This window comes from Streptomyces sp. NBC_00207 (assembly GCF_045160965.1).
Classification (GTDB): Bacteria; Actinomycetota; Actinomycetes; order Streptomycetales; family Streptomycetaceae; genus Streptomyces.
Genome location: NZ_CP130715.1, coordinates 2,219,937 through 2,243,278 on the forward strand (window position 1 = coordinate 2,219,937; position 23,342 = coordinate 2,243,278).

Here is a 23,342-nt window from a genome sequence, read left to right on the forward strand (position 1 = left end):
GCGAGCAACTGAGGACAAGCCCTCGGCCTATTAGTACCAGTCAGCTTCACCCGTTACCGGGCTTCCACATCTGGCCTATCAACCCAGTCGTCTACTGGGAGCCTTACCCTCTCAAGGAGGTGGGAATACTCATCTTGAAGCAGGCTTCCCGCTTAGATGCTTTCAGCGGTTATCCCTCCCGAACGTAGCCAACCAGCCATGCCCTTGGCAGGACAACTGGCACACCAGAGGTTCGTCCGTCCCGGTCCTCTCGTACTAGGGACAGCCCTTCTCAATATTCCTACGCGCACAGCGGATAGGGACCGAACTGTCTCACGACGTTCTAAACCCAGCTCGCGTACCGCTTTAATGGGCGAACAGCCCAACCCTTGGGACCGACTCCAGCCCCAGGATGCGACGAGCCGACATCGAGGTGCCAAACCATCCCGTCGATATGGACTCTTGGGGAAGATCAGCCTGTTATCCCCGGGGTACCTTTTATCCGTTGAGCGACGGCGCTTCCACAAGCCACCGCCGGATCACTAGTCCCGACTTTCGTCCCTGCTCGACCCGTCGGTCTCACAGTCAAGCTCCCTTGTGCACTTACACTCAACACCTGATTGCCAACCAGGCTGAGGGAACCTTTGGGCGCCTCCGTTACCCTTTGGGAGGCAACCGCCCCAGTTAAACTACCCATCAGACACTGTCCCTGATCCGGATCACGGACCGAGGTTAGACATCCAGCACGACCAGAGTGGTATTTCAACGATGACTCCACCCCAACTGGCGTTGGGGTTTCACAGTCTCCCACCTATCCTACACAAGCCGAACCGAACACCAATATCAAACTGTAGTAAAGGTCCCGGGGTCTTTCCGTCCTGCTGCGCGAAACGAGCATCTTTACTCGTAGTGCAATTTCACCGGGCCTATGGTTGAGACAGTCGAGAAGTCGTTACGCCATTCGTGCAGGTCGGAACTTACCCGACAAGGAATTTCGCTACCTTAGGATGGTTATAGTTACCACCGCCGTTTACTGGCGCTTAAGTTCTCAGCTTCGCACGCCCGAAAGCGCACTAACCGGTCCCCTTAACGTTCCAGCACCGGGCAGGCGTCAGTCCGTATACATCGCCTTACGGCTTCGCACGGACCTGTGTTTTTAGTAAACAGTCGCTTCTCGCTGGTCTCTGCGGCCACCCCCAGCTCAGGAAGCAAGTTCCTTCACCAGTGATGGCCCCCCTTCTCCCGAAGTTACGGGGGCATTTTGCCGAGTTCCTTAACCATAGTTCACCCGAACGCCTCGGTATTCTCTACCTGACCACCTGAGTCGGTTTAGGGTACGGGCCGCCATGAAACTCGCTAGAGGCTTTTCTCGACAGCATAGGATCATCCACTTCACCACAATCGGCTCGGCATCAGGTCTCAGCCTTATATGAGGGACGGATTTGCCTACCCCTCGGCCTACACCCTTACCCCGGGACAACCACCGCCCGGGCTGGACTACCTTCCTGCGTCACCCCATCGCTTACCTACTACAAGTCTGGTTCGTCGGCTCCACCACTTTCCTTTCCCCGAAGGGTCCGGAACGGCTTCACGGACTTAGCATCGCCTGATTCGATATTGGGCGTTTCAAAGCGGGTACCGGAATATCAACCGGTTGTCCATCGACTACGCCTGTCGGCCTCGCCTTAGGTCCCGACTTACCCTGGGCAGATCAGCTTGACCCAGGAACCCTTAGTCAATCGGCGCACACGTTTCTCACGTGTGTATCGCTACTCATGCCTGCATTCTCACTCGTGAACCGTCCACAACTAGCTTCCGCTGCTGCTTCACCCGGCACACGACGCTCCCCTACCCATCACAGCGGGCGTTGGCCCTATTGCTGCAATGACACGACTTCGGCGGTACGCTTGAGCCCCGCTACATTGTCGGCGCGGAATCACTTGACCAGTGAGCTATTACGCACTCTTTCAAGGGTGGCTGCTTCTAAGCCAACCTCCTGGTTGTCTCTGCGACTCCACATCCTTTCCCACTTAGCGTACGCTTAGGGGCCTTAGTCGATGCTCTGGGCTGTTTCCCTCTCGACCATGGAGCTTATCCCCCACAGTCTCACTGCCGTGCTCTCACTTACCGGCATTCGGAGTTTGGCTAAGGTCAGTAACCCGGTAGGGCCCATCGCCTATCCAGTGCTCTACCTCCGGCAAGAAACACACGACGCTGCACCTAAATGCATTTCGGGGAGAACCAGCTATCACGGAGTTTGATTGGCCTTTCACCCCTAACCACAGGTCATCCCCCAGGTTTTCAACCCTGGTGGGTTCGGTCCTCCACGAAGTCTTACCTCCGCTTCAACCTGCCCATGGCTAGATCACTCCGCTTCGGGTCTAGAGCGTGCAACTCAATCGCCCTATTCGGACTCGCTTTCGCTACGGCTTCCCCACACGGGTTAACCTCGCTACACACCGCTAACTCGCAGGCTCATTCTTCAAAAGGCACGCAGTCACGACCGTCATTCCGAAGAATGACGGCGACGCTCCCACGGCTTGTAGGCACACGGTTTCAGGTACTATTTCACTCCGCTCCCGCGGTACTTTTCACCATTCCCTCACGGTACTATCCGCTATCGGTCACCAGGGAATATTTAGGCTTAGCGGGTGGTCCCGCCAGATTCACACGGGATTTCTCGGGCCCCGTGCTACTTGGGAGATGAGCAAGCAAGCCGCTGATGTTTCGTCTACGGGGGTCTTACCCTCTACGCCGGACCTTTCGCATGTCCTTCGACTACATCAACGGTTTCTGACTCGCCGACCGGCCGGCAGACCGATCAAGCTCATTCCCACAACCCCGCATGCGCAACCCCTGCCGGGTATCACACGCATACGGTTTGGCCTCATCCGGTTTCGCTCGCCACTACTCCCGGAATCACGGTTGTTTTCTCTTCCTGCGGGTACTGAGATGTTTCACTTCCCCGCGTTCCCTCCACATGCCCTATGTGTTCAGGCATGGGTGACAGCCCATGACGACTGCCGGGTTTCCCCATTCGGACACCCCCGGATCAAAGCTCAGTTGGCAGCTCCCCGGGGCCTATCGCGGCCTCTCACGTCCTTCATCGGTTCCTGGTGCCAAGGCATCCACCGTGCGCCCTTAAAAACTTGGCCACAGATGCTCGCGTCCACTGTGTAGTTCTCAAACAACGACCAGCCACCCATCACCCTGCTCCCTCAAGGAGAACAAGTTCACTGGGGCCGGCACTGAAGACATGACCTTACGGCCGTACCTTCAGGACCCAACAACGTGCCAAGCATCCCCGTTCATCCGTCTCCTCTTTCCACGCCGAAGCAGTACTCGAGAACCATCAGACCGAAGATGCCAACTAATCAACGTTCCACCCATGAGCTGACCGTGCAGAACGTTTGTCTGCAATCGGTACTGTGCTCCTTAGAAAGGAGGTGATCCAGCCGCACCTTCCGGTACGGCTACCTTGTTACGACTTCGTCCCAATCGCCAGTCCCACCTTCGACAGCTCCCTCCCTTACGGGTTGGGCCACCGGCTTCGGGTGTTACCGACTTTCGTGACGTGACGGGCGGTGTGTACAAGGCCCGGGAACGTATTCACCGCAGCAATGCTGATCTGCGATTACTAGCGACTCCGACTTCATGGGGTCGAGTTGCAGACCCCAATCCGAACTGAGACCGGCTTTTTGAGATTCGCTCCACCTCACGGTATCGCAGCTCATTGTACCGGCCATTGTAGCACGTGTGCAGCCCAAGACATAAGGGGCATGATGACTTGACGTCGTCCCCACCTTCCTCCGAGTTGACCCCGGCGGTCTCCTGTGAGTCCCCATCACCCCGAAGGGCATGCTGGCAACACAGGACAAGGGTTGCGCTCGTTGCGGGACTTAACCCAACATCTCACGACACGAGCTGACGACAGCCATGCACCACCTGTATACCGACCACAAGGGGGGCACTATCTCTAATGCTTTCCGGTATATGTCAAGCCTTGGTAAGGTTCTTCGCGTTGCGTCGAATTAAGCCACATGCTCCGCCGCTTGTGCGGGCCCCCGTCAATTCCTTTGAGTTTTAGCCTTGCGGCCGTACTCCCCAGGCGGGGAACTTAATGCGTTAGCTGCGGCACCGACGACGTGGAATGTCGCCAACACCTAGTTCCCAACGTTTACGGCGTGGACTACCAGGGTATCTAATCCTGTTCGCTCCCCACGCTTTCGCTCCTCAGCGTCAGTAATGGCCCAGAGATCCGCCTTCGCCACCGGTGTTCCTCCTGATATCTGCGCATTTCACCGCTACACCAGGAATTCCGATCTCCCCTACCACACTCTAGCTAGCCCGTATCGAATGCAGACCCGAGGTTAAGCCTCGGGCTTTCACATCCGACGTGACAAGCCGCCTACGAGCTCTTTACGCCCAATAATTCCGGACAACGCTTGCGCCCTACGTATTACCGCGGCTGCTGGCACGTAGTTAGCCGGCGCTTCTTCTGCAGGTACCGTCACTTTCGCTTCTTCCCTGCTGAAAGAGGTTTACAACCCGAAGGCCGTCATCCCTCACGCGGCGTCGCTGCATCAGGCTTTCGCCCATTGTGCAATATTCCCCACTGCTGCCTCCCGTAGGAGTCTGGGCCGTGTCTCAGTCCCAGTGTGGCCGGTCGCCCTCTCAGGCCGGCTACCCGTCGTCGCCTTGGTGGGCCATTACCCCACCAACAAGCTGATAGGCCGCGGGCTCATCCTTCACCGCCGGAGCTTTCAACCCCCGCCCATGCAGGCAGGAGTGGTATCCGGTATTAGACCCCGTTTCCAGGGCTTGTCCCAGAGTGAAGGGCAGATTGCCCACGTGTTACTCACCCGTTCGCCACTAATCCACCCCGAAGGGCTTCATCGTTCGACTTGCATGTGTTAAGCACGCCGCCAGCGTTCGTCCTGAGCCAGGATCAAACTCTCCATGAATGTTTACCCGTAATCGGGTGCACACATCACTTAGAGCGGGCACGTCATGTCGGAATAAGACCGACGCGCCACAACGTCCTCGCTGTGTAATTGCCTGCCAGTGCCCGAAGGCCCGACAGGACTTTTTCAAAGGAACCTCATCCACCGAAGTGGACGGGGTATCAACTTCTGGCGTTGATTTTTGGCACGCTGTTGAGTTCTCAAGGAACGGACGCTTCCTTTGTACTCACCCTCTCGGGCTTTCCTCCGGGCTTTCGTTCTGTGTTCCTGCGTTTCCGACTCTATCAGACTCTCTCGGGCCCGACTTCCTCGATGCTTTCCAGTTCCCGCGCTTTCGCGCTTTCCCTTTCCGGCGATTCCGACTCTATCAGCGATTTCCCGGCCCTCTGACCACTCGCCGTATTACCGAAAAGGCATACGAAAAGACGGACGGAGATCAAGATCGTTGAGGAAGAGGAGGAGTCCCGTCCATCTGCCGTTCGCGAAAAGTTCACACGAGGCGTCCTGGCGGGAGTCACGACAGTACAGGCCCCGTAGTGCCCAAGCAAATCGATTCAGGCGTATGGTCTAGTCCACCGGTCTAGTCCACTAGTCTCCGTGCCTAAGGGTCAGCCCGGACCGGGACCTACATCGGGCGAACCCGAACATCAAGTGACATATCCTTCAGAAGAGTACGCCGTTCGCGACAGGCAGTGACGGCGACACGATGAGCCCCACCCCTGGGAGGCCCCCATGACCAGCGTGACGTCCCCACTTGCCGGGATCGCCATCGGACTCGCGGCAGTGCCCGATCCGGTGTTCTCCGGCGCGATGGTGGGACCGGGCACCGCCATCGACCCCGTGCGCGAGCCCTCGGAGGCGGTGTCCCCCGTCGACGGTGTGGTCGTCTCCCTGCACCCGCACGCGTACGTAGTAGTCGACAGCGAGGGCCACGGCGTACTCACGCACCTCGGGATCGACACGGTTCAGCTCAACGGCGAGGGCTTCGAGCTGCTGGTGAACAAGGGCGACACCGTGACCCGCGGCCAGGCCGTCATCCGCTGGAACCCCGCTGCGGTCGAGGCCGCCGGCAAGTCGCCCATCTGCCCCGTCGTGGCGCTCGAGGCGACGGCCGATTCTCTCTCCGACGTCGTCGACTCCGGCGATGTGAAGGCTGACGACGCACTCTTCAGCTGGCAGTGACGCTTCCGCCCGTCATGGGCGAGTGAGTCGGACATCCACCGCGGCGGCTCGGCCCGCCGCTCAATCGGAGACGGGTGAAATGGAGACAACGCTGCGAGGCGTCGGCGTGAGCCACGGTGTGGCGATCGGCGAGGTGCGGCACATGGGCACGGCGGTCCTGGAACCGCCGGCCAAGCAGATCACCGCGGACGAGGCGGAGCGCGAGCAGGGGCGCGCCCGTCAGGCGGTGAGTGCTGTGGCGGCCGATCTGATCGCGCGTGGCCAGCTGGCCGGTGGCGAGGCCCAGCACGTGCTCGAGGCCCAGGCGATGATCGCCGAGGACCCTGAGCTGATGGCGGACGTCGACCGGCGGATCGCCGTCGGCAGCACAGCCGAGCGGGGCGTGTACGACGCCTTCGCCGCCTACCGCGATCTGCTCGCGGGGGCCGGCGAGTACATGGCCGGCCGGGTGGCCGACCTGGACGACGTGCGCAACCGCATCGTGGCGCGGCTGCTCGGTGTGCCGATGCCCGGCGTGCCCGACAGTGACGAGCCGTACGTGCTGATCGCGCGGGACCTGGCTCCCGCCGACACGGCGCTGCTGGACCCGACGCTCGTCCTCGGTTTCGTGACCGAGGAGGGCGGGCCGACCAGCCACAGCGCGATCCTCGCGCGGGCGCTGGGCGTGCCGGCGATCGTGGCGCTGCCGGGTGCCGGTGAGATCGCCGAGGGTACGGTCATCGCCGTCGACGGCAGCACCGGTGACCTGTTCGTCGAGCCCACCGCGGAGAAGCGGGCCGAGCTGGAGGCGGCGGCCGCCGAGCGCAGGGCGGCCCTCGCCGCCTCGTCGGGTCCGGGTGCGACCTCCGACGGCCACAAGGTGCCGCTGCTGGCCAATGTCGGCGGTCCCGCCGACGTACCGGCGGCCGTCGAGGCGGGGGCGGAGGGTGTGGGTCTGTTCCGCACCGAGTTCCTGTTCCTGGACGACAGCAAGAAGGCGCCGTCGGAGGAGAAGCAGATCGAGTCCTACCGCAAGGTGCTCGAGGCGTTTCCCGAGGGGCGTGTCGTCGTGCGGGTGCTGGACGCCGGCGCCGACAAGCCGCTGGACTTCCTGACTCCGGCCGACGAGCCGAACCCGGCGCTCGGCGTACGCGGGCTGCGCTCGCTGCTGGACCACCCGGACGTGCTGCGTACGCAGCTCACCGCGCTGGCCAAGGCGGCCGAGGGGCTGCCGGTCTACCTCGAGGTCATGGCCCCGATGGTCGCCGACCGCATCGATGCCAAGGCGTTCGCGGACGCCTGCCGGGAGGCGGGGCTCAAGGCCAAGTTCGGCGCGATGGTGGAGATCCCCTCCGCCGCGCTCCGGGCGCGCTCGATCCTGCAGGAGGTCGAGTTCCTGTCGCTGGGTACGAACGACCTCGCGCAGTACGCCTTCGCCGCGGACCGGCAGGTGGGTGCGGTGTCGCGGCTGCAGGACCCGTGGCAGCCGGCACTGCTCGACCTCATCGCCATGTCGGCCGACGCGGCCAGGGCCGAGGGCAAGAGCTGCGGTGTCTGTGGTGAGGCCGCTTCGGACCCACTGCTGGCCTGTGTGCTGACGGGTCTGGGTGTCACCTCCCTGTCCATGGGTGCCGCGTCGATTCCCTATGTGCGGGCGACGCTCGCGAAGTACACGCTCGCCCAGTGCGAGCGTGCCGCGGCGGCCGCCCGGGCGGCGGACAGCGCCGAGGAGGCCCGCGTGGCCGCGCAGGCGGTGCTCTCCGGCGAATAGACCGGACGGATCGTCGTTCCCCGAGGGGCCCTCGCCGGTGGCGAGGGCCCCTCGGGCGTCGAGGGCTTTGGACGGCCTAGTGGTGGGGGCCCGGGGTGTCCACTTCGTAGCCCGGGCAGTATTCGACGCCTGGTTCTGGGGCGACGGGCTCCCCCGTGTCGGCGTCCGTGCAGTAGGCGTTGAAGACGGCTGCGGCCGAGAGTGCGACGAGGCGGCCGCGGTCCAGGCGCCAGCCGTGGACCCGGTCGCGGTCATTGACGGTGCTCCGCACCACCAGTCCCCCGGGTCCGCCCTGGGCGAGCCCGGCGGCCAGCACGGTCACGAAGTCGAGGCCTTCGCGGCCCTCGATGCGGGGCGGGGTGTCCGGGTCCTCGGTGGTCTCGGCGTGGAGGACGGCGACGAGCTGTTCCGCTTCGGTCGGGATGCTGCAGACGAAGTGGTGGTGGCCGGGCCCGGCGCCGGCGACGAGGCGTTTGAGCGCGTCGGAGGCACGGTCGAAGGAGGCGTGGCCGATGTCCTCGCCGCAGTCCGCGCAGCGGCCGATCCCGGCGAGGAGGGTGGTGGCGTATTCCCAGGTGGCCTGGCGGACCGCCTCGTCGATGAGGAGCGGGACGATCTCGTCGACGGGCTGGCCGGTGTACGGCAGGACGGCGCTGCTGCCGGCGAGCTCCGCGGTGAAGCGGGTGCGGGTCTCGGCCGTGTCGGGGTCGAGGCCGTGTTCCCCGCAGTACTCGGCGTACTCGTCGGGGTCGAAGAGGGCGACGGTGGTGTGGATGCCCCGGGCCGCGAGGGACCGGAGCAGGCCGTCGACGTGGCGGAGGTACTCGGCGTAGTCGGCGGGGTGGTCGAACGTGAAGCTGCGGTAGCCGCACATGGCCGCGAAGTCCCCGGCGTCGGCCAGCAGGCCGAGGGTGCTGGGAACTTCGCGGCGCAGCGTGCGGCGCCTGTCCGTGTCGTGGTCGTTCCTGCGTGGCATGGCTCCCCCTGAGTGATGCGATCTCCTGCTCACTCAGAGTAATCGTCACCACTGACAGTGACCGCGGCGAATGCGTCAGCCGCGGGTGCGGGCCAGCTCCTCGTAGAAGTGGAGGAGGTCCAGGTTGTCCACGGAGCCCGGGTTGACCGCCTTGGCCAGGGGCGTGCCCTGGAGGAGGCGCTTGACCGGGACCTCGATGCGCTTGCCGGTGAGGGTGTGCGGGATGCCCGGGACCTCGATGATCTCGTCGGGGACGTGGCGCGGGGAGAGTTCCTCGCGGATCGTGGCCTTGATCCGGGCGCGCAGGTCCTCGTCGAGGGTGGCGCCGGGGGCGAGGTGCACGAAGAGCGGCATCCAGTAGCCGCCGTTCGGCTCCTCCAGCCCGATGACCAGGGACTCCTTGATCTCGGGGAGCCGCTCGACGGCCTCGTAGATGTCGGCGGACCCCATCCGGACGCCCTGGCGGTTGAGGGTGGAGTCGGAGCGGCCGTGGATGATCACCGAGCCGTGGTCGGTGATCGTGATCCAGTCCCCGTGGCGCCAGACCCCCGGGAACATCTCGAAGTAGCTGTCGCGGTAGCGGCTGCCGTCGGGGTCGTTCCAGAAGTGGATCGGCATGGACGGCATGGGGTTGGTGACAACGAGTTCGCCCACCTCGCCCGTGACCGGCTTGCCCGAGGGGTCCCAGGACTGGAGGTCCGTGCCGAGGCAGGCCGCCTGGAGCTCGCCGATGTGCACGGGGAGGGTGGGGACGGCGCCCGCGAAGCAGCTGCAGACGTCGGTGCCGCCGCTGACGGAGGCGATCCAGAGGTCCTCGGCCACCTCGTCGTGGAGCCAGCGGAAGCCGTCGGGCGGGAGCGGGGAGCCGGTGGTGGCCACGCACTTCACGGCGGAGAGGTCGAAGTCGCGCGCCGGGTGCACCTCGGCCTTGCGGCAGGCCATGACGTACGCGGCGGAGGTGCCGTACAGGGTGGCCTTCGTCCGCTCGGCGATGCGCCACTGGGCGCCCGTGTCGGGGTAGCCGGGGCTGCCGTCGTAGAGGACGACCGTCGTGCCGGTGAGCAGTCCGGAGACGAGGAAGTTCCACATCATCCAGCCGGTGGAGGTGTACCAGAAGAACCGGTCCTCCGGCCCCAGGTCGCAGTGCAGGCCGAGCTGCTTGAGGTGTTCGAGGAGGATGCCGCCCTGCGACTGGACGATGGCCTTGGGCAGGCCCGTCGTACCGGAGGAGTACAGCACCCAGAGGGGGTGGTCGAAGGGGACCGCCTCGAAGACGGGCTCGGTGTCGGCGGCGGTGAGGGCGGACCAGTCGAGGGCGCCCTCGGGGGCGGGCGTGCCGAGGAGCGGGATGTGGACGACCGCGCGCAGGGAGGGGAGCTCGGCGCGGAGTTCGGCGACGGTGTCGCGGCGGTCGTGCTGCTTGCCGCCGTAGCGGTAGCCGTCCACGGTGAACAGGACGACGGGCTCGACCTGCTGGAAGCGGTCGAGGACGCTGCGGGCGCCGAAGTCGGGGGCGCAGGAGGTCCAGACACCGCCGACGGCGGCGGTCGCGAGGAGGGCGACGGTGGCCTCGGGGATGTTGGGGAGGTAGCCGCTGACCCGGTCGCCGGGGCGTACGCCGAGGGCGCGCAGTTCGGCGGCGAGCGAGCCGACCTGGCGGCGGAGCTCGGCCCAGCTGACCGGGGTGACCTCGTGGGTCTCGTCCACGTACAGCAGGGCGGCATCGCCGGCGCGGGCCGGGTCCTCGGCGGCGCGCAGGGCGTGCTCGGCGTAGTTGAGGGTGGCTCCGGTGAACCAGCGTGCGCCCGGCATGGAGCGGTCGGCGAGGACCGATTCGTACGGGGTGGTGAAGCGGACGTCGAACCACTCGGCGACGGCCTGCCAGAAGGTGTCGAGCTCGTCGACGGACCAGCGGTGCAGGGCGGGGTAGCCGCCGTCGGCGGGGGCCCCGTGGCGCTCGGCGGCCCACGCCTGGAAGGCGGTGATCCGGGCCGCGGCGATCCGGTCGGGGCCCGGCGCCCAGAGGGGTTCCGGCTGCGTGGCTGAGGTCATGGGTCGGCTCCCGGTCAAGTCTGCGGCTCGCGCTTCGTGTGCGTACGGTGCCATCGCGCGGGGGGTGTACGCGCGGCGGCTCACAGGGACGATGCCATGTGATCGACCGCTGCACCAGGTCTGTCCTGGCCGGTCGGGTGACCTGCGGAGGGTGCCGCTGCCGGGTGAACGGCAGTTGAACGCAGTCCCCTCGGCCGGGGGCCGGTGGCAGGGTGAGCGGCATGAACGGTCGTGATCTGGTGCGTGCGGTGAAGGACATCGGTACGGAGCGCGGACGGCGCGCCTGGCTTTCGGCCTGGCGCCACCGGCGCGCGGACACGGTGGGGCTCCCACGCCGGGGCGCGGAGCGGGCGCGCGTGCCGGGGCTGCTGACCGGCACGGAGCCCCGCCCGGGCGGGGGTGTGCTGCGGTTCGCGCGCTCGGAGCTGCTGGTACGGGTCACGGTGGGCGGCGCGGTGTTCTGGGGCTGGGACGGGGCCGGGCCGACGCCCTCGTACGCGGTGGTGGGCGACGGGCCGGAGCCGGATCCGCGGGCCGTGCTGGAGCCGGACACCGGGGGCGGCTGGCGGGTGGTGTCGGAACGGGTCACGGTGGCGGTGTCCCGGCACGGGGCGGTGGAGGTGCGCACCCCGGGCGGGACGGTGCTGCGGCGGGAGGCGCCGCCGCGGTGGTGGGAGCCGGTTCCCCTCGCCGGGGAGGCTGCGGGTGGGGCCGGGGCACCCGGGGCCGGGACCGTCGGCGGCGGCGCGGTCGGGGACGAGGCCTACGGGAACGGGACCTCCCGGGACGGGACCTACCAGGAAAGGGCGGTGGGGCACGGGACGCCCGTGGACGGGACTGGCGGGCGGGCCGTGGGCGGAGGCGGGATCTCCGGGGACAGCGCGGTCGCGGAGGGAAAGGCTGCGGACGGGTCCGGCGGGCGCGGGGTGGGCCTGGGGCGTGGGGGCCGGTGGGTGCAGCGCAGTGAGGTGGCGGCCGATGCGCGGTTCTTCGGGCTGGGCGGGCGGGCCGCGGGGCCGCGGCTGCGGGACGGGACGTACCGGCTGTGGAACACGGACCCGAAGGGGGGCTTCGGGCCGGGTGTCGATCCGCTGTACCTGACGATGCCGGTGCAGATGGTGGTCGCGGACGCGGGGACGCACCTGCTCTTCCACGACAACACCTGGGACGGGCGGGTGGTGCTGCGGGAGGGCGAGGAGGGTGCGGGCTCGGGGGCGGACCGCCCCGGGGCGAGCGAACTGCGCATGGAGGGCGGGCCGCTGCGGTGCTGGGTGCTGGTGGGGACGCCGGCGCGGGTGCTGCAGGGCTGGTCGGCGCTGACGGGTGCGGCCGCGGTGCCGCCGGAGTGGGCGCTGGGGTACCAGCACGCGCGGTGGGGGTTCGGGAGCGCGGCGGAGGTGCGGCGGGTGGTCGAGGGGTACGCCTCGCGCGGGCTCGCGCTGTCGGCCGTACATCTGGACATCGACCACTACGACGGGCACCGGGTGTTCACGGTGGACGAGCAGGCCTTCCCCGATCTGCCGGGGCTGGCCAGGGAGTTGCGGGAGCAGGGGGTACGGCTGGTCTCCATCGTGGATCCGGCGGTGAAGACGGGGGACGCCGTGCACGTGTCGGGGGCTGCGGTGGGGCCGGCGGGCGCCTTCGTGCGGGACGCGCGGGGCGAGGAGGTGCGCGGCGAGGTGTGGCCGGGCGAGTGCGCGTATCCGGACTTCACGGATCCGGCCGTGCGGGAGTGGTGGGGCGGGCTGTACGAGGAGAGGCTCGCGCAGGGCTTCGCCGGTTTCTGGCACGACATGAACGAGCCGGTGTCCTTCGCGCCGTTCGGGGACGCCACGTTGCCGCGGTCGGCGCGGCACGCGATGGACGGGGCCGGCGGGGACCATCGCGAAGGGCACAACGTGTATGCGCTGGGCATGGCGCGGGCGGGGTGGGAGGGGCTGCTGCGGCTGCGCCCGGCCGAGCGGCCGTTCCTGTTCTCCCGGTCGGGCTGGGCGGGGATGCAGCGGTACGGGGGCACCTGGTCGGGCGATGTGGAGACCAGCTGGGAGGGGCTGCGGGCCTCACTGGCGCTGGCGTTGGGGCTCGGATTGTGCGGGGTGCCGTACTCGGGCCCGGACGTGGGTGGTTTCGGCGGCTCGCCCTCGCCGGAGTTGTACGTGCGGTGGCTGCAACTGGGGTCGTACCTGCCGCTGTTCCGGACCCACTCGGCGATCTGGGCGGGACGGCGGGAGCCGTGGGAGTTCGGGCCCGAGGTCGCGGAGCAGGCGGCGGCGGTGATGGCGGAGCGGGAGCGGCTGCGGCCGTACTTCGTGACGCTGGCGCACCTGGCGCGGCGGACGGGTGCCCCGTACGTACGGCCGGTGTGGTGGGGGACGCCGGAGGAGCGGCGACTGCGGGACTGCGAGGACGCGTTCCTGCTGGGCGACGCGCTGCTGGTCGCGCCGGTGCTGGAGTGCGGGGCGGACCGGCGGGCGGTACGGCTGCCACGGGGCCGGTGGTACGACACCGCGACCGGGGCGGCGTACGAGGGCCCGGGACAGATCCTGCTGGACGCCCCGCAGGGCCGGATCCCGGTGCTGGCACGGGCGGGGGCCCTCCTGCCGGTGCGTGCCGCCTCCGGGGACGGGGTGCAGCTGGAGGTCTGGGCTCCGGCGCGCGGGCGTACGGGAGGCGGGGTGGTGATCCGGGACCCGGGGCCGGGCTTCGAGGCGGGTGAGGTGGAGCGGTACACGGTGCGGTGGCTGGGGGACGCGGTGGTGGTGGAGGACGAGACGGGGAACCGGGTGGAGGGGGTCACCGTACGGGGCCTGTAGGCGCACCGGACCGGTGGCCGTACGGACCGGTGGCCGTGCGGGACCAGGGCGTCGTAGCCTCCTCCGACGGATACGCAACCATCGGTTGCATATCCGTCGGAGGAGGGCTAGCTTTACATGCAACCGAAGGTTGCGAAAGAGGGAGACGGCCGTGGAGTACGGGAGCATCGAGCGCGAGCTGCACATCGACGCCTCGCCCGAGGTGGTGTTCGAGGTGCTCAGCAGCCCCGAGCACATCCGGGAGTGGTGGAGCGCCGAGACCACCGCGTTCGAGCCGGCCGCGGGCGCGACGGCCCGTCTCACGTGGACGGATCAGGACACCGGGCGGCGCCAGTCCGCGCCCTTCACGGTCGTCGAGGCCGACCCGCCCCGGATGTTCTCGTTCCGGTGGACCTACGACGAGACGGAGACGGAGGCGGCGGGTCCGGGCAACTCGCTGCTGGTGACCTTCGAGCTCGCCCCCGCGGGGACGGGAACCACGGTCCGCTTCCGCGAGAGCGGCTTCCGCGAGCGGGGCTGGGAGGCGGCCGTGCTCGAAGCCCACTACAACGACCACCGGCAGGGCTGGGACTTCTACCTGCCGCGCCTGGTCGCGACCGCCGACCGGCTGGCGGCCGCACGATGAGCACCGCCGTCGACGACGACCTGTGGTCCGCGATAGGCGACCCGACCCGGCGCCGGATGATCGACCTGCTGCTGGCCGACGGCCAGGGGACCGCGACGACCCTCAGCGCGCACCTGCCGGTGACCAGGCAGGCCGTGACCAAACACCTGGCCGTGCTCGACCGGGTCGGGCTGGTCCGGTCCGCGCCGGCGGGACGGGAGAAGCGCTACCAGGTGGACGAGGCCCAGCTGGCCCGGGCCGTGGCGCAGCTGAACTCGGTCGGCGAGATGTGGGACGCCCGCCTGCGGCGCGTCAAGAGCCTCGCCGAAGCGATCCAGCGGGCCAAGGACGCAGAAAAGTGACACGGAGAAGCGACACGGAGAAGTGAGGAGAGCGAGATGGTGGACATCCTGCACCGGGTAGGCATCACCGCGAGCCCGGAGAAGGTGTACGAAGCACTCACCACGGTCGAGGGTCTGGCCGCGTGGTGGACGACCGACACGAGCGGGACCGGCGATGGCGTCCTGGAGTTCCGGTTCGGCGACCTCGGCGGCTTCGACATGAAGGTGCTCGACCTGCAGCCGAACGCACGGGTGCTGTGGGAGGTCGTCGACGGTCCGGCCGAGTGGGTCGGGACCACGGTCGGCTTCGACCTGACCCAGGACGGCGAGTGGACGATCCTCATGTTCGCGCACGCGGGCTGGCGCGAACCGGTCGAGTTCATGAACCACTGCAGCACCAAGTGGGCGATCTTCCTGATGAGCCTGAAGTCCCTGCTGGAGACGGGCTCCGGCGCGCCGCATCCGCGCGACGTGCAGATCGGCAACTGGCACTGACGCCACCGCTGCGGGGCCGTCACGAGCCCGACGCCCGAAGGCCGGACCGGCTCTCAGGCGTCGGGCTCAGGGCATCGGGCATCGGGCTCAGGTGTACTTGCCCGCGAACCAGGACGCCGCCGCCTGGGTGTGGAGGGGGAAGGCCAGGGGTGACGGGGCGTGCAGGACGTGCCAGCCGGTGGTCTCGTCCGTCGGCTTCGAGGCGGGGAGGTCCGCCGCCGGGCGGACCGGGAGGAGGCCGAAGAGGAGGAGGTGGCCCGCCGGGGAACTCAGGGCGTCGGCCAGGGTGACCTCGGAGGCCGGGGCCGTGATGCCGGTCTCCTCGCGAAGCTCGCGGACGACCGCGTCGCGCCAGTCCTCGCCGAAGTCGATGAAGCCGCCGGGGAGGGCGACGCCGCCGAGGGCCGGTTCGATGGTGCGGGTGATGACCACGAGGCCGGTGCCGTCAACATCCTCGACGGGGAGGAGGGTGACGGCCACGGGGAGCGGGTTGCGGTAGGCGGTCGCCCCGCAGGCGGTGCAGGAGCGGGGCCACGCCTGGGTGGAGTAGGGCGCTCCGCAGGTGGAGCAGTGCGAGTCCTTCAGCTGTGCCGGCATCCGGCGATGGTATGCCAAGGGGTATGCGGATGACGGCTGTTGTGGGTGTGCTCGCGGTGCTGGCCGGCGGGGCGGCGGCGCCCACCGGGAACGGGGTCGGACCCGGGTCCGGGCACGGGTCCGGACCCGGTTTCGTGGCGCTGCGCGAGGTGGATCCGAGCGTCCGGCAGGACATGCGGTACGCCGGTGCGCGGAATTTCACCGGTGGGGTGGTGGACGGGTACGAGGAGCCGGTGTGCCTGCTGGCCCGGCCCGCCGCCGAGGCGCTGCGGCGGGCGCAGCGGGGTCTGCTGCGGCGCGGGTATTCGCTGTGGGTGTACGACTGCTACCGGCCGCAGCGGGCGGTCGACCGGTTCGTGCGGTGGGCGCGGGAGGCGGACGGCCCGGACGACCGGGCGGCGAAGGCGGAGTTCTATCCGAACGTGGAGCGGAGCCGGCTCATTCCGGAGGGGTACATCGCGGAGAAGTCCGGGCACAGCCGCGGGAGCACGCTCGATGTGACTCTGGAGGAACTGTCGGGCCGGCCGGTGGACATGGCGACCGCCTTCGACTTCTTCGATCCGCTCTCGCACACGGATGATCCGCGGGTCACGGGCGCCGCGCGCGCCCACCGGCAGTTGCTGAAGGGGGCGCTGGCCGAGCAGGGGTTCGTGAATCTTCCCGAGGAGTGGTGGCACTTCACGTACAAGCCGGAGGCGTATCCGGACACGTATTTCGATTTCCCGGTCGCTGTCGCCTCCGTCCGCCCGTGAGTACCGTGCCCGCATGACTTTCAGCTCGTACGAGGAATTCTGGCCGTACTACGTCGCGATGCACTCCCGGGCCGCCACCCGCTGGATCCATCTCACCGGCACGCTCACCGGGCTCGCGCTGAGCGTCTACGGGGTGGCGCGGGGCCGCAAGCGCTACCTCGCCGCGCTCCCCCTGATCGGGTACGGGACCGCCTGGCCGGCGCACTTCCTGATCGAGGGGAACAATCCGGCCACCTTCGGCCATCCGGGATGGTCGCTGCGCGGGGACGCGCAGATGATCCGGATGATGCTGGCCGGGCGGGACGCGGAGCTGGGCGAGATCGCCCGGAAGTGGCTCGCCGAGAACCCGTGCCAGGGGTGCCCGCCCGTGACAGACTTCTGACGATCCGTCAGAAGTCTGGCTAGGGAGGGGTCTTGGCACGCACACGCACACCCGTCGTGAAGGGGTGGTTCACCGAGGACGGTCCGGACGGCGGCTTCCGGCTGCTCGGCACCCGCTGCTCGGCCTGCACCGCGGTGTTCTTCCCGCGCGAGGACGCGTACTGCCGCAATCCGCACTGCCCGGGGGACGGCGAGCTCACCGAGGTGCCGCTGTCCCCGCGGGGCCGGGTCTGGTCCTGCACCGACGGGCGCTACCGGCCGCCCGCGCCGTACGTGTCCGACCCCGGCGTGCCCTGGGAGCCGTACACGCTGGTCGCGGTGGAACTGGAAGCCGAGGGCATGGTCGTGCTGGGGCAGGCGGCGCCCGGGGTGGGGGTCGCCGATCTGCCGGTCGGGACGGAGGTCGAGGTGGTCGGCGGCGTGCTGAACGAGGACGCCGAAACCGTCTGGACCACCTGGCGGTTCAAGCCGGTGGGAGGGGCCGCATGAGCGCCGACATCGCCGTCCTCGGGGCCGGAATGCACCCCTGGGGCAAATGGGGCCGCAGCTTCGTCGAATACGGCCGGACCGCCGCCCGGGCCGCGCTCGCGGACGCCGGGCTGGACTGGACGGACGTGCAGTCGATCGTCGGCGCCGACACCGTGCGCTCGGGCTACCCGGGCTACGTGGCCGGCGCCACCTTCGCGCAGGCCCTCGGCTGGCAGGGCGCACGGGTGACCAGCGTGTACGCGGCCTGCGCCTCCGGGGCGCAGGCGATCGGCGCGGCCCGCGCGCAGATCCTGGCGGGCCTGGCCGACGTGGTCCTCGTGGTGGGTGCGGACGCCGCGCCCAAGGGGTTCTTCGCCCCGGCGGGCGGCGACCGGCCGGACGATCCGGACTGGCTGCGGTTCCGCGTGCTGGGGGCCACCAACCCGGCGTACTTCGCGCTGTACGCCCGGCGCCGGATGGCCGTCTACGGGGACACCCCGGAGGACTTCGCCCAGGTCAAGGTGAAGAACGCGGCGGCGGGGGTGCTCAACCCGCACGCCCGCTACCGCAAGAGCGTGAGCGCCGAGGAGGTCGCGGCCTCCGCGGTCGTCGCCGACCCGCTCCGGCTGCTCGACATCTGCGCCACCTCCGACGGGGGCGCGGCGCTGGTGCTGAGCAGCATGGACTTCGCGCGTGCGCGCGGGGTGGCCGATCCGGTGCGGATCCGCGCGGTGTCCACGGTGACGCCCACGTATCCGCGGACGGTGCTGGACCTGCCGGACATCGCGACCGACTCGGCGGTGGCCGTGGATCCGGCGGCCGGATCCTTCCGGTCGTCGATCGCGCGCGCCGCGTACGAGGAGGCGGGGCTGGGTCCGGACGAGCTCTCGCTCGCCGAGGTGTACGACCTGTCCACCGCCCTCGAACTGGAGTGGTACGAGGACATCGGGCTGTGCGGGGAGGGCGAGGGGGCGAAGCTCGTCCGGGAGGGGGCGACCGCGCTGGGCGGCCGGATCCCGGTCAACACCAGTGGCGGGCTGGCCTCCTTCGGGGAGGCGGTGCCGGCGCAGGCCATCGCGCAGGTGTGCGAGCTGACGTGGCAGCTGCGCGGGACGGCCGGGGACCGGCAGGTACCGGGGGCGAGGGCCGGGATCACGGCCAATCAGGGGCTGTTCGGGCACGGATCGGCCGTCGTCGCCGTGCGCTGAACAGCCCGTGTTGTCCGAACGCTTGACGGCCCCCTGCGGCAGGTTCACACTCGCTCCACAGTCCCGCGCCGCGACCGGGACCCCGAACCCCCCGTGAGAGCTGCGGCCCGTACCCCAGTCGGCGGGGGTACGGGTCGCCTCCATGTCGGGCCGTCGTACGGGTGCCGGTCCCGGGCCCCTCGTACGGGCCTCGCGACGGCCCTTGTGCGGGCCCGCCCGTCAGGCCCCCGCGGACAGGCTCCGGCGCCGCTCGCGAGCCAGGGACATCGCGTGTTCCACGACCCCCACCAGCACGTCCTTCACGGATTCCCGGTCCCGTGCGTCGCACAGCAGCACCGGTACCCCGGGGTCGAGGTCGAGTGCCGTCCGTACGGTCTGGACGGGGTGCCGATCGGCTCCGTCGAAGCAGTTGACCGCGACCACGAACGGGATCCCGCGCCGCTCGAAGTAGTCGACGGCCGCGAAGCAGTCGGCGAGGCGGCGGGTGTCGGCGAGGACCACGGCGCCGAGCGCGCCCTGGGCCAGCTCGTCCCACAGGAACCAGAAGCGGTCCTGCCCGGGCGTGCCGAACAGGTACAGCACCAGGTCCTCGCGGAGCGTGATGCGCCCGAAGTCCATGGCCACGGTCGTGGTGCTCTTGCCCTCCACTCCCCCGGTGTCGTCGACACCGACGCCCGGCTCGGAGAGCCGTTCCTCGGTCCGCAGCGGTCTGATCTCGCTCACCGCACTGACCAGGGTGGTCTTGCCCACCCCGAAGCCGCCCGCGACCAGGATCTTCAAGGTCAGCGGCTCGACCGGCGACACCGCGTGCATGGCACCGGTGCGGCTAAAGCGCCCGAAGGCCATCGATCACCTCACGCAGAATGGATTCATCGGGCAGTTCGGCCGGTGGTACCGGCCTGGTCACATGGACCAGTTCCTCGTCGACCAGGTCGCCGATGAGGACGCGTACGACCCCGACCGCGAGGTCGAGGTCGGCCGCGAGTTCGGCCACCGACTGCGGCCGGTCCCGGCACAGCCCGAGGATGTGGGCGTGTTCCGGGGAGAGGGTCATGTCCCAGACCGGATCGTCGGCCGCCGCTTCGGCGACGACGAGCGCGATCAGGTCGAGGCGGTGCTGACCCGCGTGACTGGTCCGGCCGCGGGTCATGGCGTACGGGCGTACGACGGGACCCGCGTCGTCGTCGAACCAGTGCGCGTGGTCGGGGCCGTCGGCCGACGGATCGACGGGGAAGCCGATGCCGGCGGCGATGTCGGTGCCGGTGGAGTGGTCCTGGCCTGAATCGCTCATGCCGTACGACTCACCCTCCGGCTGGCAGCCCGGTGCGCGGGGCGGTCGCCAGGTGGTCGCCCACTCGCTTGACCATCAGCGTCATCTCGTACGCGACCTGCCCGACGTCGGAGTCCGCGTCGGCCAGCACGGCGAGGCAGCTGCCGTCGCCCGCGGCCATGACGAAGAGGAAGGCCTCGTCGAGTTCGACCACGGTCTGGCGGACCCGGCCGGAGTCGAAGTGCCGGCCGACGCCCTTGGCCAGGCTGTGGAAGCCGGAGGCCACGGCCGCCAGGTGCTCGCTGTCCTCGCGGGTCAGGTCCTTGGAGCTGCCGGTGGGCAGGCCGTCGCCGGAGAGGACCACCGCCTTGCGGATGGAGCCGACCCGGTCGACGAGCTCGTCGAGGAGCCAGTTGAGCGGGCCGGAGCCGCGGCCCCTGGTGTCGTTGCCGGTCTGCGGTGCGGTCATCGACCGTCCCCTTCGTTCTCGTTTCCGTGACCGCCGGCGGCGGAGGTGCCTGCCTCGGTCTCGGACTGCTGCGGAGCGTGCTGGTTGCGGCCCGCCGTCCAGCCACGCTGGAGTGCGGACATGCGCGTACGTACGTCTTCCGCATCGCGGTCGGCCACCTGGTCAGTGGCGGCTTCGGCGGGTGCGGCGGACGGGGTCTTCTTCAGCTGGGGTGCCAGGCTGGCCTGGCGGACCCGGCGGGGCAGCCCGCCGGTGCCCGGGCCGGGTGCGGGGTCCGTGTCACCGGATCCGGCCGTCGGGGCGGAGCTGGGCTGCGGGACCACCGACACCGGGCGTTCCACCCGGCGGCCGTGATCGGCGACCAGGGTCGGGGCGGGGCGGCGGCGCGGCAGCGGTACGGCTCCCGGGGTGCGGGGGGCATCGGGTCGCGAGGCCTCCACGCGGTGGGTTTCCAGCCGGACGGGGCCGGTGGGGGCGAGCGATTCGCGGTCGCGGTCGTTCTTGCGGGCGCCGCCCCGCTCGGTGTGGCGGTCGGTGTGCGGCCGGTCGGCCGGGCGCAGGCCGAGCAGGGCGCTGCGCGGGGTGCCGTTCGGCGGGGTCTCGTCGTCGAGGGTGGCCATGACGGGGCGGCCGGCGGCGCCGGTGCGGCGCGTGATCCCGGGGGTGGCGTCGTCCAGGACGGCGGGGTCGTCGAGGCCGTCCAGCGGGTCCAGGCCGTGGCCCACGAGCGGGGCCTCCAGCTCGACCGGGCCGCGCAGTTCGGCGGCGGGGAGCGGGCGGCCGGACGGGGCGCGCTCCACGGCGACGGGCGCGGGCCGCTCGGGCGTCGTCCGGCCGGTGTGGACGGCGTTCGCGGGCGAGGCGGCCCGTACGGACGTGGCAGCCGCGCGGGCGCCGTCGAGGCGCACGCCGTTGCCGTTGGTCTCGGGGGCGTCGGTGAGCAGCGCCACGGGGAGGAAGACCACCGCGGTGGTGCCCCCGTACGGGCTGGGCTGGAGGACGACCTTGACGCTGTGGCGCTGCGCGAGGCGGCTGACGACGAACAGGCCGAGGCGGTCGGTGTCGGAGAGTTCGAACTCGGGGGTCTCGGCGAGCCGCAGGTTCGCGTCGAGCAGTGCCTCCGGGGTCATGCCGAGGCCGCGGTCGTGGATCTCCAGGGTGAAGCCGTTGGCCACGCGCTCGCCGTGCACCTGGACCGCGGTGTGCGGCGGGGAGAACACCGTGGCGTTCTCGAGGAGTTCGGCGATGAGGTGGGTGATGTCGGCGACGGCGGGGCCGACGATGCCCAGGCGCGTGAGGCGGCGCACCTCTATTCGCTCGTAGTCCTCGACCTCGGCGACGGCGGCCCGTACGACGTCCATCAGCTGGACGGGCTTGCGCCACTGGCGGGAGGGCGCGGCGCCGGAGAGGATCACGAGGCCCTCGGCGTGGCGGCGCATGCGGGTGGTCATGTGGTCGAGGCGGAAGAGGTCGGCGAGTTCCTCGGTGTCCTCGGTGCGGCGTTCCATGGTGTCGAGGAGCGTCAGCTGGCGGTGCAGCAGCACCTGGTTGCGGCGGGCCAGGTTGACGAACACCTCGGAGACACCGCGCCGCAGGTCGGCCTGCTTGACGGCGGCCTCGACGGCGGCGCGCTGGAGGGTGTTGAGGGCCTGGCCGACCTGGCCGACCTCGTCCTTCTCGTATTCGAGGTGGGGCGCCTCGGTCTCCACGTCCACCGGCTCGCCGGCGGCGAGGCGGCGCATCACGCTGGGCAGCCGGACGCCGGAGGCCTCGTGGGCCTCCTTGCGCAGCCGGGACAGGTCGCGGACGAGGTCGCGGCCGATGCGCACGGAGAGGACCAGGGACACGATCAGGGCGAGGAAGCCGAGCACACCGGCGGCGGCGGCCTGGACCATGACGTCCATGGCGACGGGCTCGATGCGCTGCTGGTAGCGGTCGCCCGCGGCCGTGTTCATGGCTGCCAGGTCTTCGAGGACCTTGGCGGCGGCCTCGTCCCACTGGGCGGGGGTGACGCTGCGCGGCTTGTTGACCGCGCCGCCTGCGATGAACCGTTCCTCGGCGTCGCGCAGGGGCTTGGTCTCGGGGTCCTTCCAGTACTTCTCGAAACGCTCCCGGTCGTCGGCGGGGAGGGTGACGAGGTTGAACTCGTAGAGCAGCGCGCGGTTGGCGGCGAAGTCGGAGACGTGGCGCACGTCGGGTGCGGTCACGTTGCGCGCGGCGAGGGCGGAGGCGACGACGGCGTCCTCGCGGGAGAGCAGCTCGCGGGCGCGGCTGATGCCGACGAGGGCGCGGCCCTCCTTGTCGACCTCCACGTTGTCCAGACCGTGGAGGTTCATGAGGAAGTCGTAGCAGGGGTCGACCAGCCGGTTGTAGAGCTCCAGGGCCTGGGTGGGGTCCAGGGCGTTCTGATCGACGGAGCGGCGCATGGCACCGATGCCCTGGAAGGCGCCGACGATGGAGCGCAGGCGCTGGGCGCTCTGCGAGCTCAGCTCGTCGATGACCTTGGGGTCGCGTGCGCTGACGCTGATCTCCTCGACGGCCGCGTCGGTTTCGGCGCGGCGCTTGGTGAGTTCGGCGGTGGCCGTGGCGGCCCGCGGGTCGCCCAGGACGACGAGGGTCTGGCGCCGTTCCTTCTGGATGACGCGGACGACGTCCTCGATGGGGTAGCCGACCTTGTCGATCACGTAGGCCACGTCGAAGAGTTGGATCGCCTCGCGGCCGGTGATGACCGTGGCGAAGCCCCAGAGAGCGGTCAGGGAGACGAGCGGCACAAGGAGCAACGCCACGATCTTCCGGCGGATGGACTTCCCGCGAAAGCGCATGGCCTCCCCAGCCTCCCCCAGGTCAACCCCGTTACCGGGGGTCGGTGTTCCGTCATTTAAACGGCGTGAGCCTACTACTGCTCCGGAGTAGGTTCGAAGGCGTGTCCGGACGTTTTCGGCCGGACCCCCGGGCGAAGATCACCAGTTGTCCGACACTTCCGGTCAAGTGCAGCCCGATATGTGGCAGATGACACTCGGTGGGGCGTCGGTTCCTGCAAC

17 protein-coding genes and 2 rRNA genes are annotated in these 23,342 nt (G+C 69.1%); 10 read left to right on the forward strand and 9 right to left on the reverse strand.

The genetic code is table 11. From position 1 onward, the window contains the following. Positions 1-10 precede the first annotated feature (10 nt). Positions 11-3,134: ribosomal RNA gene (locus OG472_RS10670) — 23S ribosomal RNA — on the reverse strand. 284 nt (positions 3,135-3,418) lie between these two features. Further along, a 16S ribosomal RNA gene (locus OG472_RS10675) occupies positions 3,419-4,943 on the reverse strand. The 16S and 23S rRNA genes sit together here, the layout of an rRNA operon. A 732-nt stretch (positions 4,944-5,675) precedes the next feature. Between OG472_RS10675 and OG472_RS10680 the strand changes: the two genes are divergently transcribed. Beyond that, positions 5,676-6,125 (forward strand): PTS glucose transporter subunit IIA, encoded by a 450-nt coding sequence (locus OG472_RS10680; protein ID WP_361769327.1) that lies wholly within the window; start codon positions 5,676-5,678, stop codon positions 6,123-6,125. Between the two features lie 79 nt (positions 6,126-6,204). Further along, complete coding sequence (gene ptsP, locus OG472_RS10685; RefSeq protein WP_401609652.1) at positions 6,205-7,875, forward strand: phosphoenolpyruvate--protein phosphotransferase; 1,671 nt, start codon at positions 6,205-6,207, stop codon at positions 7,873-7,875. A 76-nt stretch (positions 7,876-7,951) separates the two neighbouring features. Here the strand turns inward: ptsP and OG472_RS10690 are convergent, their stop codons facing one another. Next, a complete protein-coding gene (locus tag OG472_RS10690) occupies positions 7,952-8,851 on the reverse strand; it encodes a hypothetical protein (protein WP_405941349.1) in 900 nt (299 codons plus the stop codon). Between the two features lie 75 nt (positions 8,852-8,926). After that, complete coding sequence (locus OG472_RS10695) at positions 8,927-10,903, reverse strand: acetoacetate--CoA ligase (RefSeq protein ID WP_401609648.1); 1,977 nt, start codon at positions 10,901-10,903, stop codon at positions 8,927-8,929. A gap of 221 nt (positions 10,904-11,124) precedes the next feature. On the opposite strand from OG472_RS10695, the gene OG472_RS10700 reads away from it, so the two are divergent. From OG472_RS10700 to OG472_RS10715, 4 genes are all read left to right on the forward strand, one after another. Further along, complete coding sequence (locus OG472_RS10700) at positions 11,125-13,716, forward strand: glycoside hydrolase family 31 protein (protein ID WP_405941350.1); 2,592 nt, start codon at positions 11,125-11,127, stop codon at positions 13,714-13,716. A gap of 151 nt (positions 13,717-13,867) precedes the next feature. After that, a complete protein-coding gene (locus OG472_RS10705) occupies positions 13,868-14,341 on the forward strand; it encodes an SRPBCC domain-containing protein (protein WP_401609643.1) in 474 nt (157 codons plus the stop codon). After that, positions 14,338-14,682: a metalloregulator ArsR/SmtB family transcription factor gene (locus OG472_RS10710; RefSeq protein WP_351162346.1), complete on the forward strand. Its 345-nt coding sequence runs from the start codon at positions 14,338-14,340 to the stop codon at positions 14,680-14,682. Before OG472_RS10705 ends, OG472_RS10710 begins: the two co-directional genes overlap by 4 nt. 36 nt (positions 14,683-14,718) lie before the next feature. Beyond that, positions 14,719-15,156 (forward strand): SRPBCC domain-containing protein, encoded by a 438-nt coding sequence (locus OG472_RS10715; protein WP_401609641.1) that lies wholly within the window; start codon positions 14,719-14,721, stop codon positions 15,154-15,156. Positions 15,157-15,243: 87 nt separating this feature from the next. Here the strand turns inward: OG472_RS10715 and OG472_RS10720 are convergent, their stop codons facing one another. Next, positions 15,244-15,753, reverse strand: coding sequence for an NUDIX domain-containing protein (locus OG472_RS10720; protein ID WP_401609638.1), 510 nt, complete (start codon positions 15,751-15,753; stop codon positions 15,244-15,246). Positions 15,754-15,782: 29 nt separating this feature from the next. Between OG472_RS10720 and OG472_RS10725 the strand changes: the two genes are divergently transcribed. From OG472_RS10725 to OG472_RS10740, 4 genes are read left to right on the forward strand one after another with little or no spacing between them, the layout of a single operon-like run. Further along, complete coding sequence (locus OG472_RS10725; RefSeq protein WP_405941351.1) at positions 15,783-16,505, forward strand: M15 family metallopeptidase; 723 nt, start codon at positions 15,783-15,785, stop codon at positions 16,503-16,505. A gap of 13 nt (positions 16,506-16,518) precedes the next feature. Continuing rightward, positions 16,519-16,887 (forward strand): DUF962 domain-containing protein, encoded by a 369-nt coding sequence (locus tag OG472_RS10730; protein WP_361769315.1) that lies wholly within the window; start codon positions 16,519-16,521, stop codon positions 16,885-16,887. A 32-nt stretch (positions 16,888-16,919) separates the two neighbouring features. Then, positions 16,920-17,375: a Zn-ribbon domain-containing OB-fold protein gene (locus OG472_RS10735; protein WP_405941352.1), complete on the forward strand. Its 456-nt coding sequence runs from the start codon at positions 16,920-16,922 to the stop codon at positions 17,373-17,375. After that, positions 17,372-18,562: a lipid-transfer protein gene (locus tag OG472_RS10740; protein ID WP_401609631.1), complete on the forward strand. Its 1,191-nt coding sequence runs from the start codon at positions 17,372-17,374 to the stop codon at positions 18,560-18,562. The genes OG472_RS10735 and OG472_RS10740 overlap by 4 nt, the downstream gene beginning before the upstream one ends. 219 nt (positions 18,563-18,781) lie before the next feature. On the opposite strand, the gene OG472_RS10745 is transcribed toward OG472_RS10740, so the two are convergent. From OG472_RS10745 to OG472_RS10760, 4 genes are read right to left on the reverse strand one after another with little or no spacing between them, the layout of a single operon-like run. Continuing rightward, positions 18,782-19,408: a GTP-binding protein gene (locus OG472_RS10745; RefSeq protein WP_401609629.1), complete on the reverse strand. Its 627-nt coding sequence runs from the start codon at positions 19,406-19,408 to the stop codon at positions 18,782-18,784. After that, positions 19,389-19,853 (reverse strand): DUF742 domain-containing protein, encoded by a 465-nt coding sequence (locus tag OG472_RS10750; RefSeq protein WP_401609626.1) that lies wholly within the window; start codon positions 19,851-19,853, stop codon positions 19,389-19,391. Before OG472_RS10750 ends, OG472_RS10745 begins: the two co-directional genes overlap by 20 nt. Before the next feature lie 10 nt (positions 19,854-19,863). Continuing rightward, entirely contained in the window at positions 19,864-20,301 is a 438-nt protein-coding gene (locus OG472_RS10755) for a roadblock/LC7 domain-containing protein (RefSeq protein WP_030016314.1), read from the reverse strand. After that, positions 20,298-23,123, reverse strand: coding sequence for a nitrate- and nitrite sensing domain-containing protein (locus OG472_RS10760; RefSeq protein ID WP_405941353.1), 2,826 nt, complete (start codon positions 23,121-23,123; stop codon positions 20,298-20,300). Before OG472_RS10760 ends, OG472_RS10755 begins: the two co-directional genes overlap by 4 nt. Positions 23,124-23,342: the final 219 nt, after the last annotated feature.

Excerpts from the sequence above, each read along its gene's own strand:
- OG472_RS10715 (WP_401609641.1), top strand. The coding sequence starts at position 14,719 with ATGGTGGACATCCTGCACCGGGTAGGCATCACCGCGAGCCCGGAGAAG.
- OG472_RS10730 (WP_361769315.1), top strand. The coding sequence starts at position 16,519 with ATGACTTTCAGCTCGTACGAGGAATTCTGGCCGTACTACGTCGCGATG.
- OG472_RS10755 (WP_030016314.1), bottom strand. The coding sequence starts at position 20,301 with ATGACCGCACCGCAGACCGGCAACGACACCAGGGGCCGCGGCTCCGGC.
- OG472_RS10725 (WP_405941351.1), top strand. The coding sequence starts at position 15,783 with ATGACGGCTGTTGTGGGTGTGCTCGCGGTGCTGGCCGGCGGGGCGGCG.
- OG472_RS10750 (WP_401609626.1), bottom strand. The coding sequence starts at position 19,853 with ATGAGCGATTCAGGCCAGGACCACTCCACCGGCACCGACATCGCCGCC.
- OG472_RS10690 (WP_405941349.1), bottom strand. The coding sequence starts at position 8,851 with ATGCCACGCAGGAACGACCACGACACGGACAGGCGCCGCACGCTGCGC.
- OG472_RS10745 (WP_401609629.1), bottom strand. The coding sequence starts at position 19,408 with ATGGCCTTCGGGCGCTTTAGCCGCACCGGTGCCATGCACGCGGTGTCG.
- OG472_RS10720 (WP_401609638.1), bottom strand. The coding sequence starts at position 15,753 with ATGCCGGCACAGCTGAAGGACTCGCACTGCTCCACCTGCGGAGCGCCC.
- OG472_RS10700 (WP_405941350.1), top strand. The coding sequence starts at position 11,125 with ATGAACGGTCGTGATCTGGTGCGTGCGGTGAAGGACATCGGTACGGAG.
- OG472_RS10710 (WP_351162346.1), top strand. The coding sequence starts at position 14,338 with ATGAGCACCGCCGTCGACGACGACCTGTGGTCCGCGATAGGCGACCCG.
- OG472_RS10760 (WP_405941353.1), bottom strand. The coding sequence starts at position 23,123 with ATGCGCTTTCGCGGGAAGTCCATCCGCCGGAAGATCGTGGCGTTGCTC.
- ptsP (WP_401609652.1), top strand. The coding sequence starts at position 6,205 with ATGGAGACAACGCTGCGAGGCGTCGGCGTGAGCCACGGTGTGGCGATC.
- OG472_RS10695 (WP_401609648.1), bottom strand. The coding sequence starts at position 10,903 with ATGACCTCAGCCACGCAGCCGGAACCCCTCTGGGCGCCGGGCCCCGAC.
- OG472_RS10740 (WP_401609631.1), top strand. The coding sequence starts at position 17,372 with ATGAGCGCCGACATCGCCGTCCTCGGGGCCGGAATGCACCCCTGGGGC.
- OG472_RS10680 (WP_361769327.1), top strand. The coding sequence starts at position 5,676 with ATGACCAGCGTGACGTCCCCACTTGCCGGGATCGCCATCGGACTCGCG.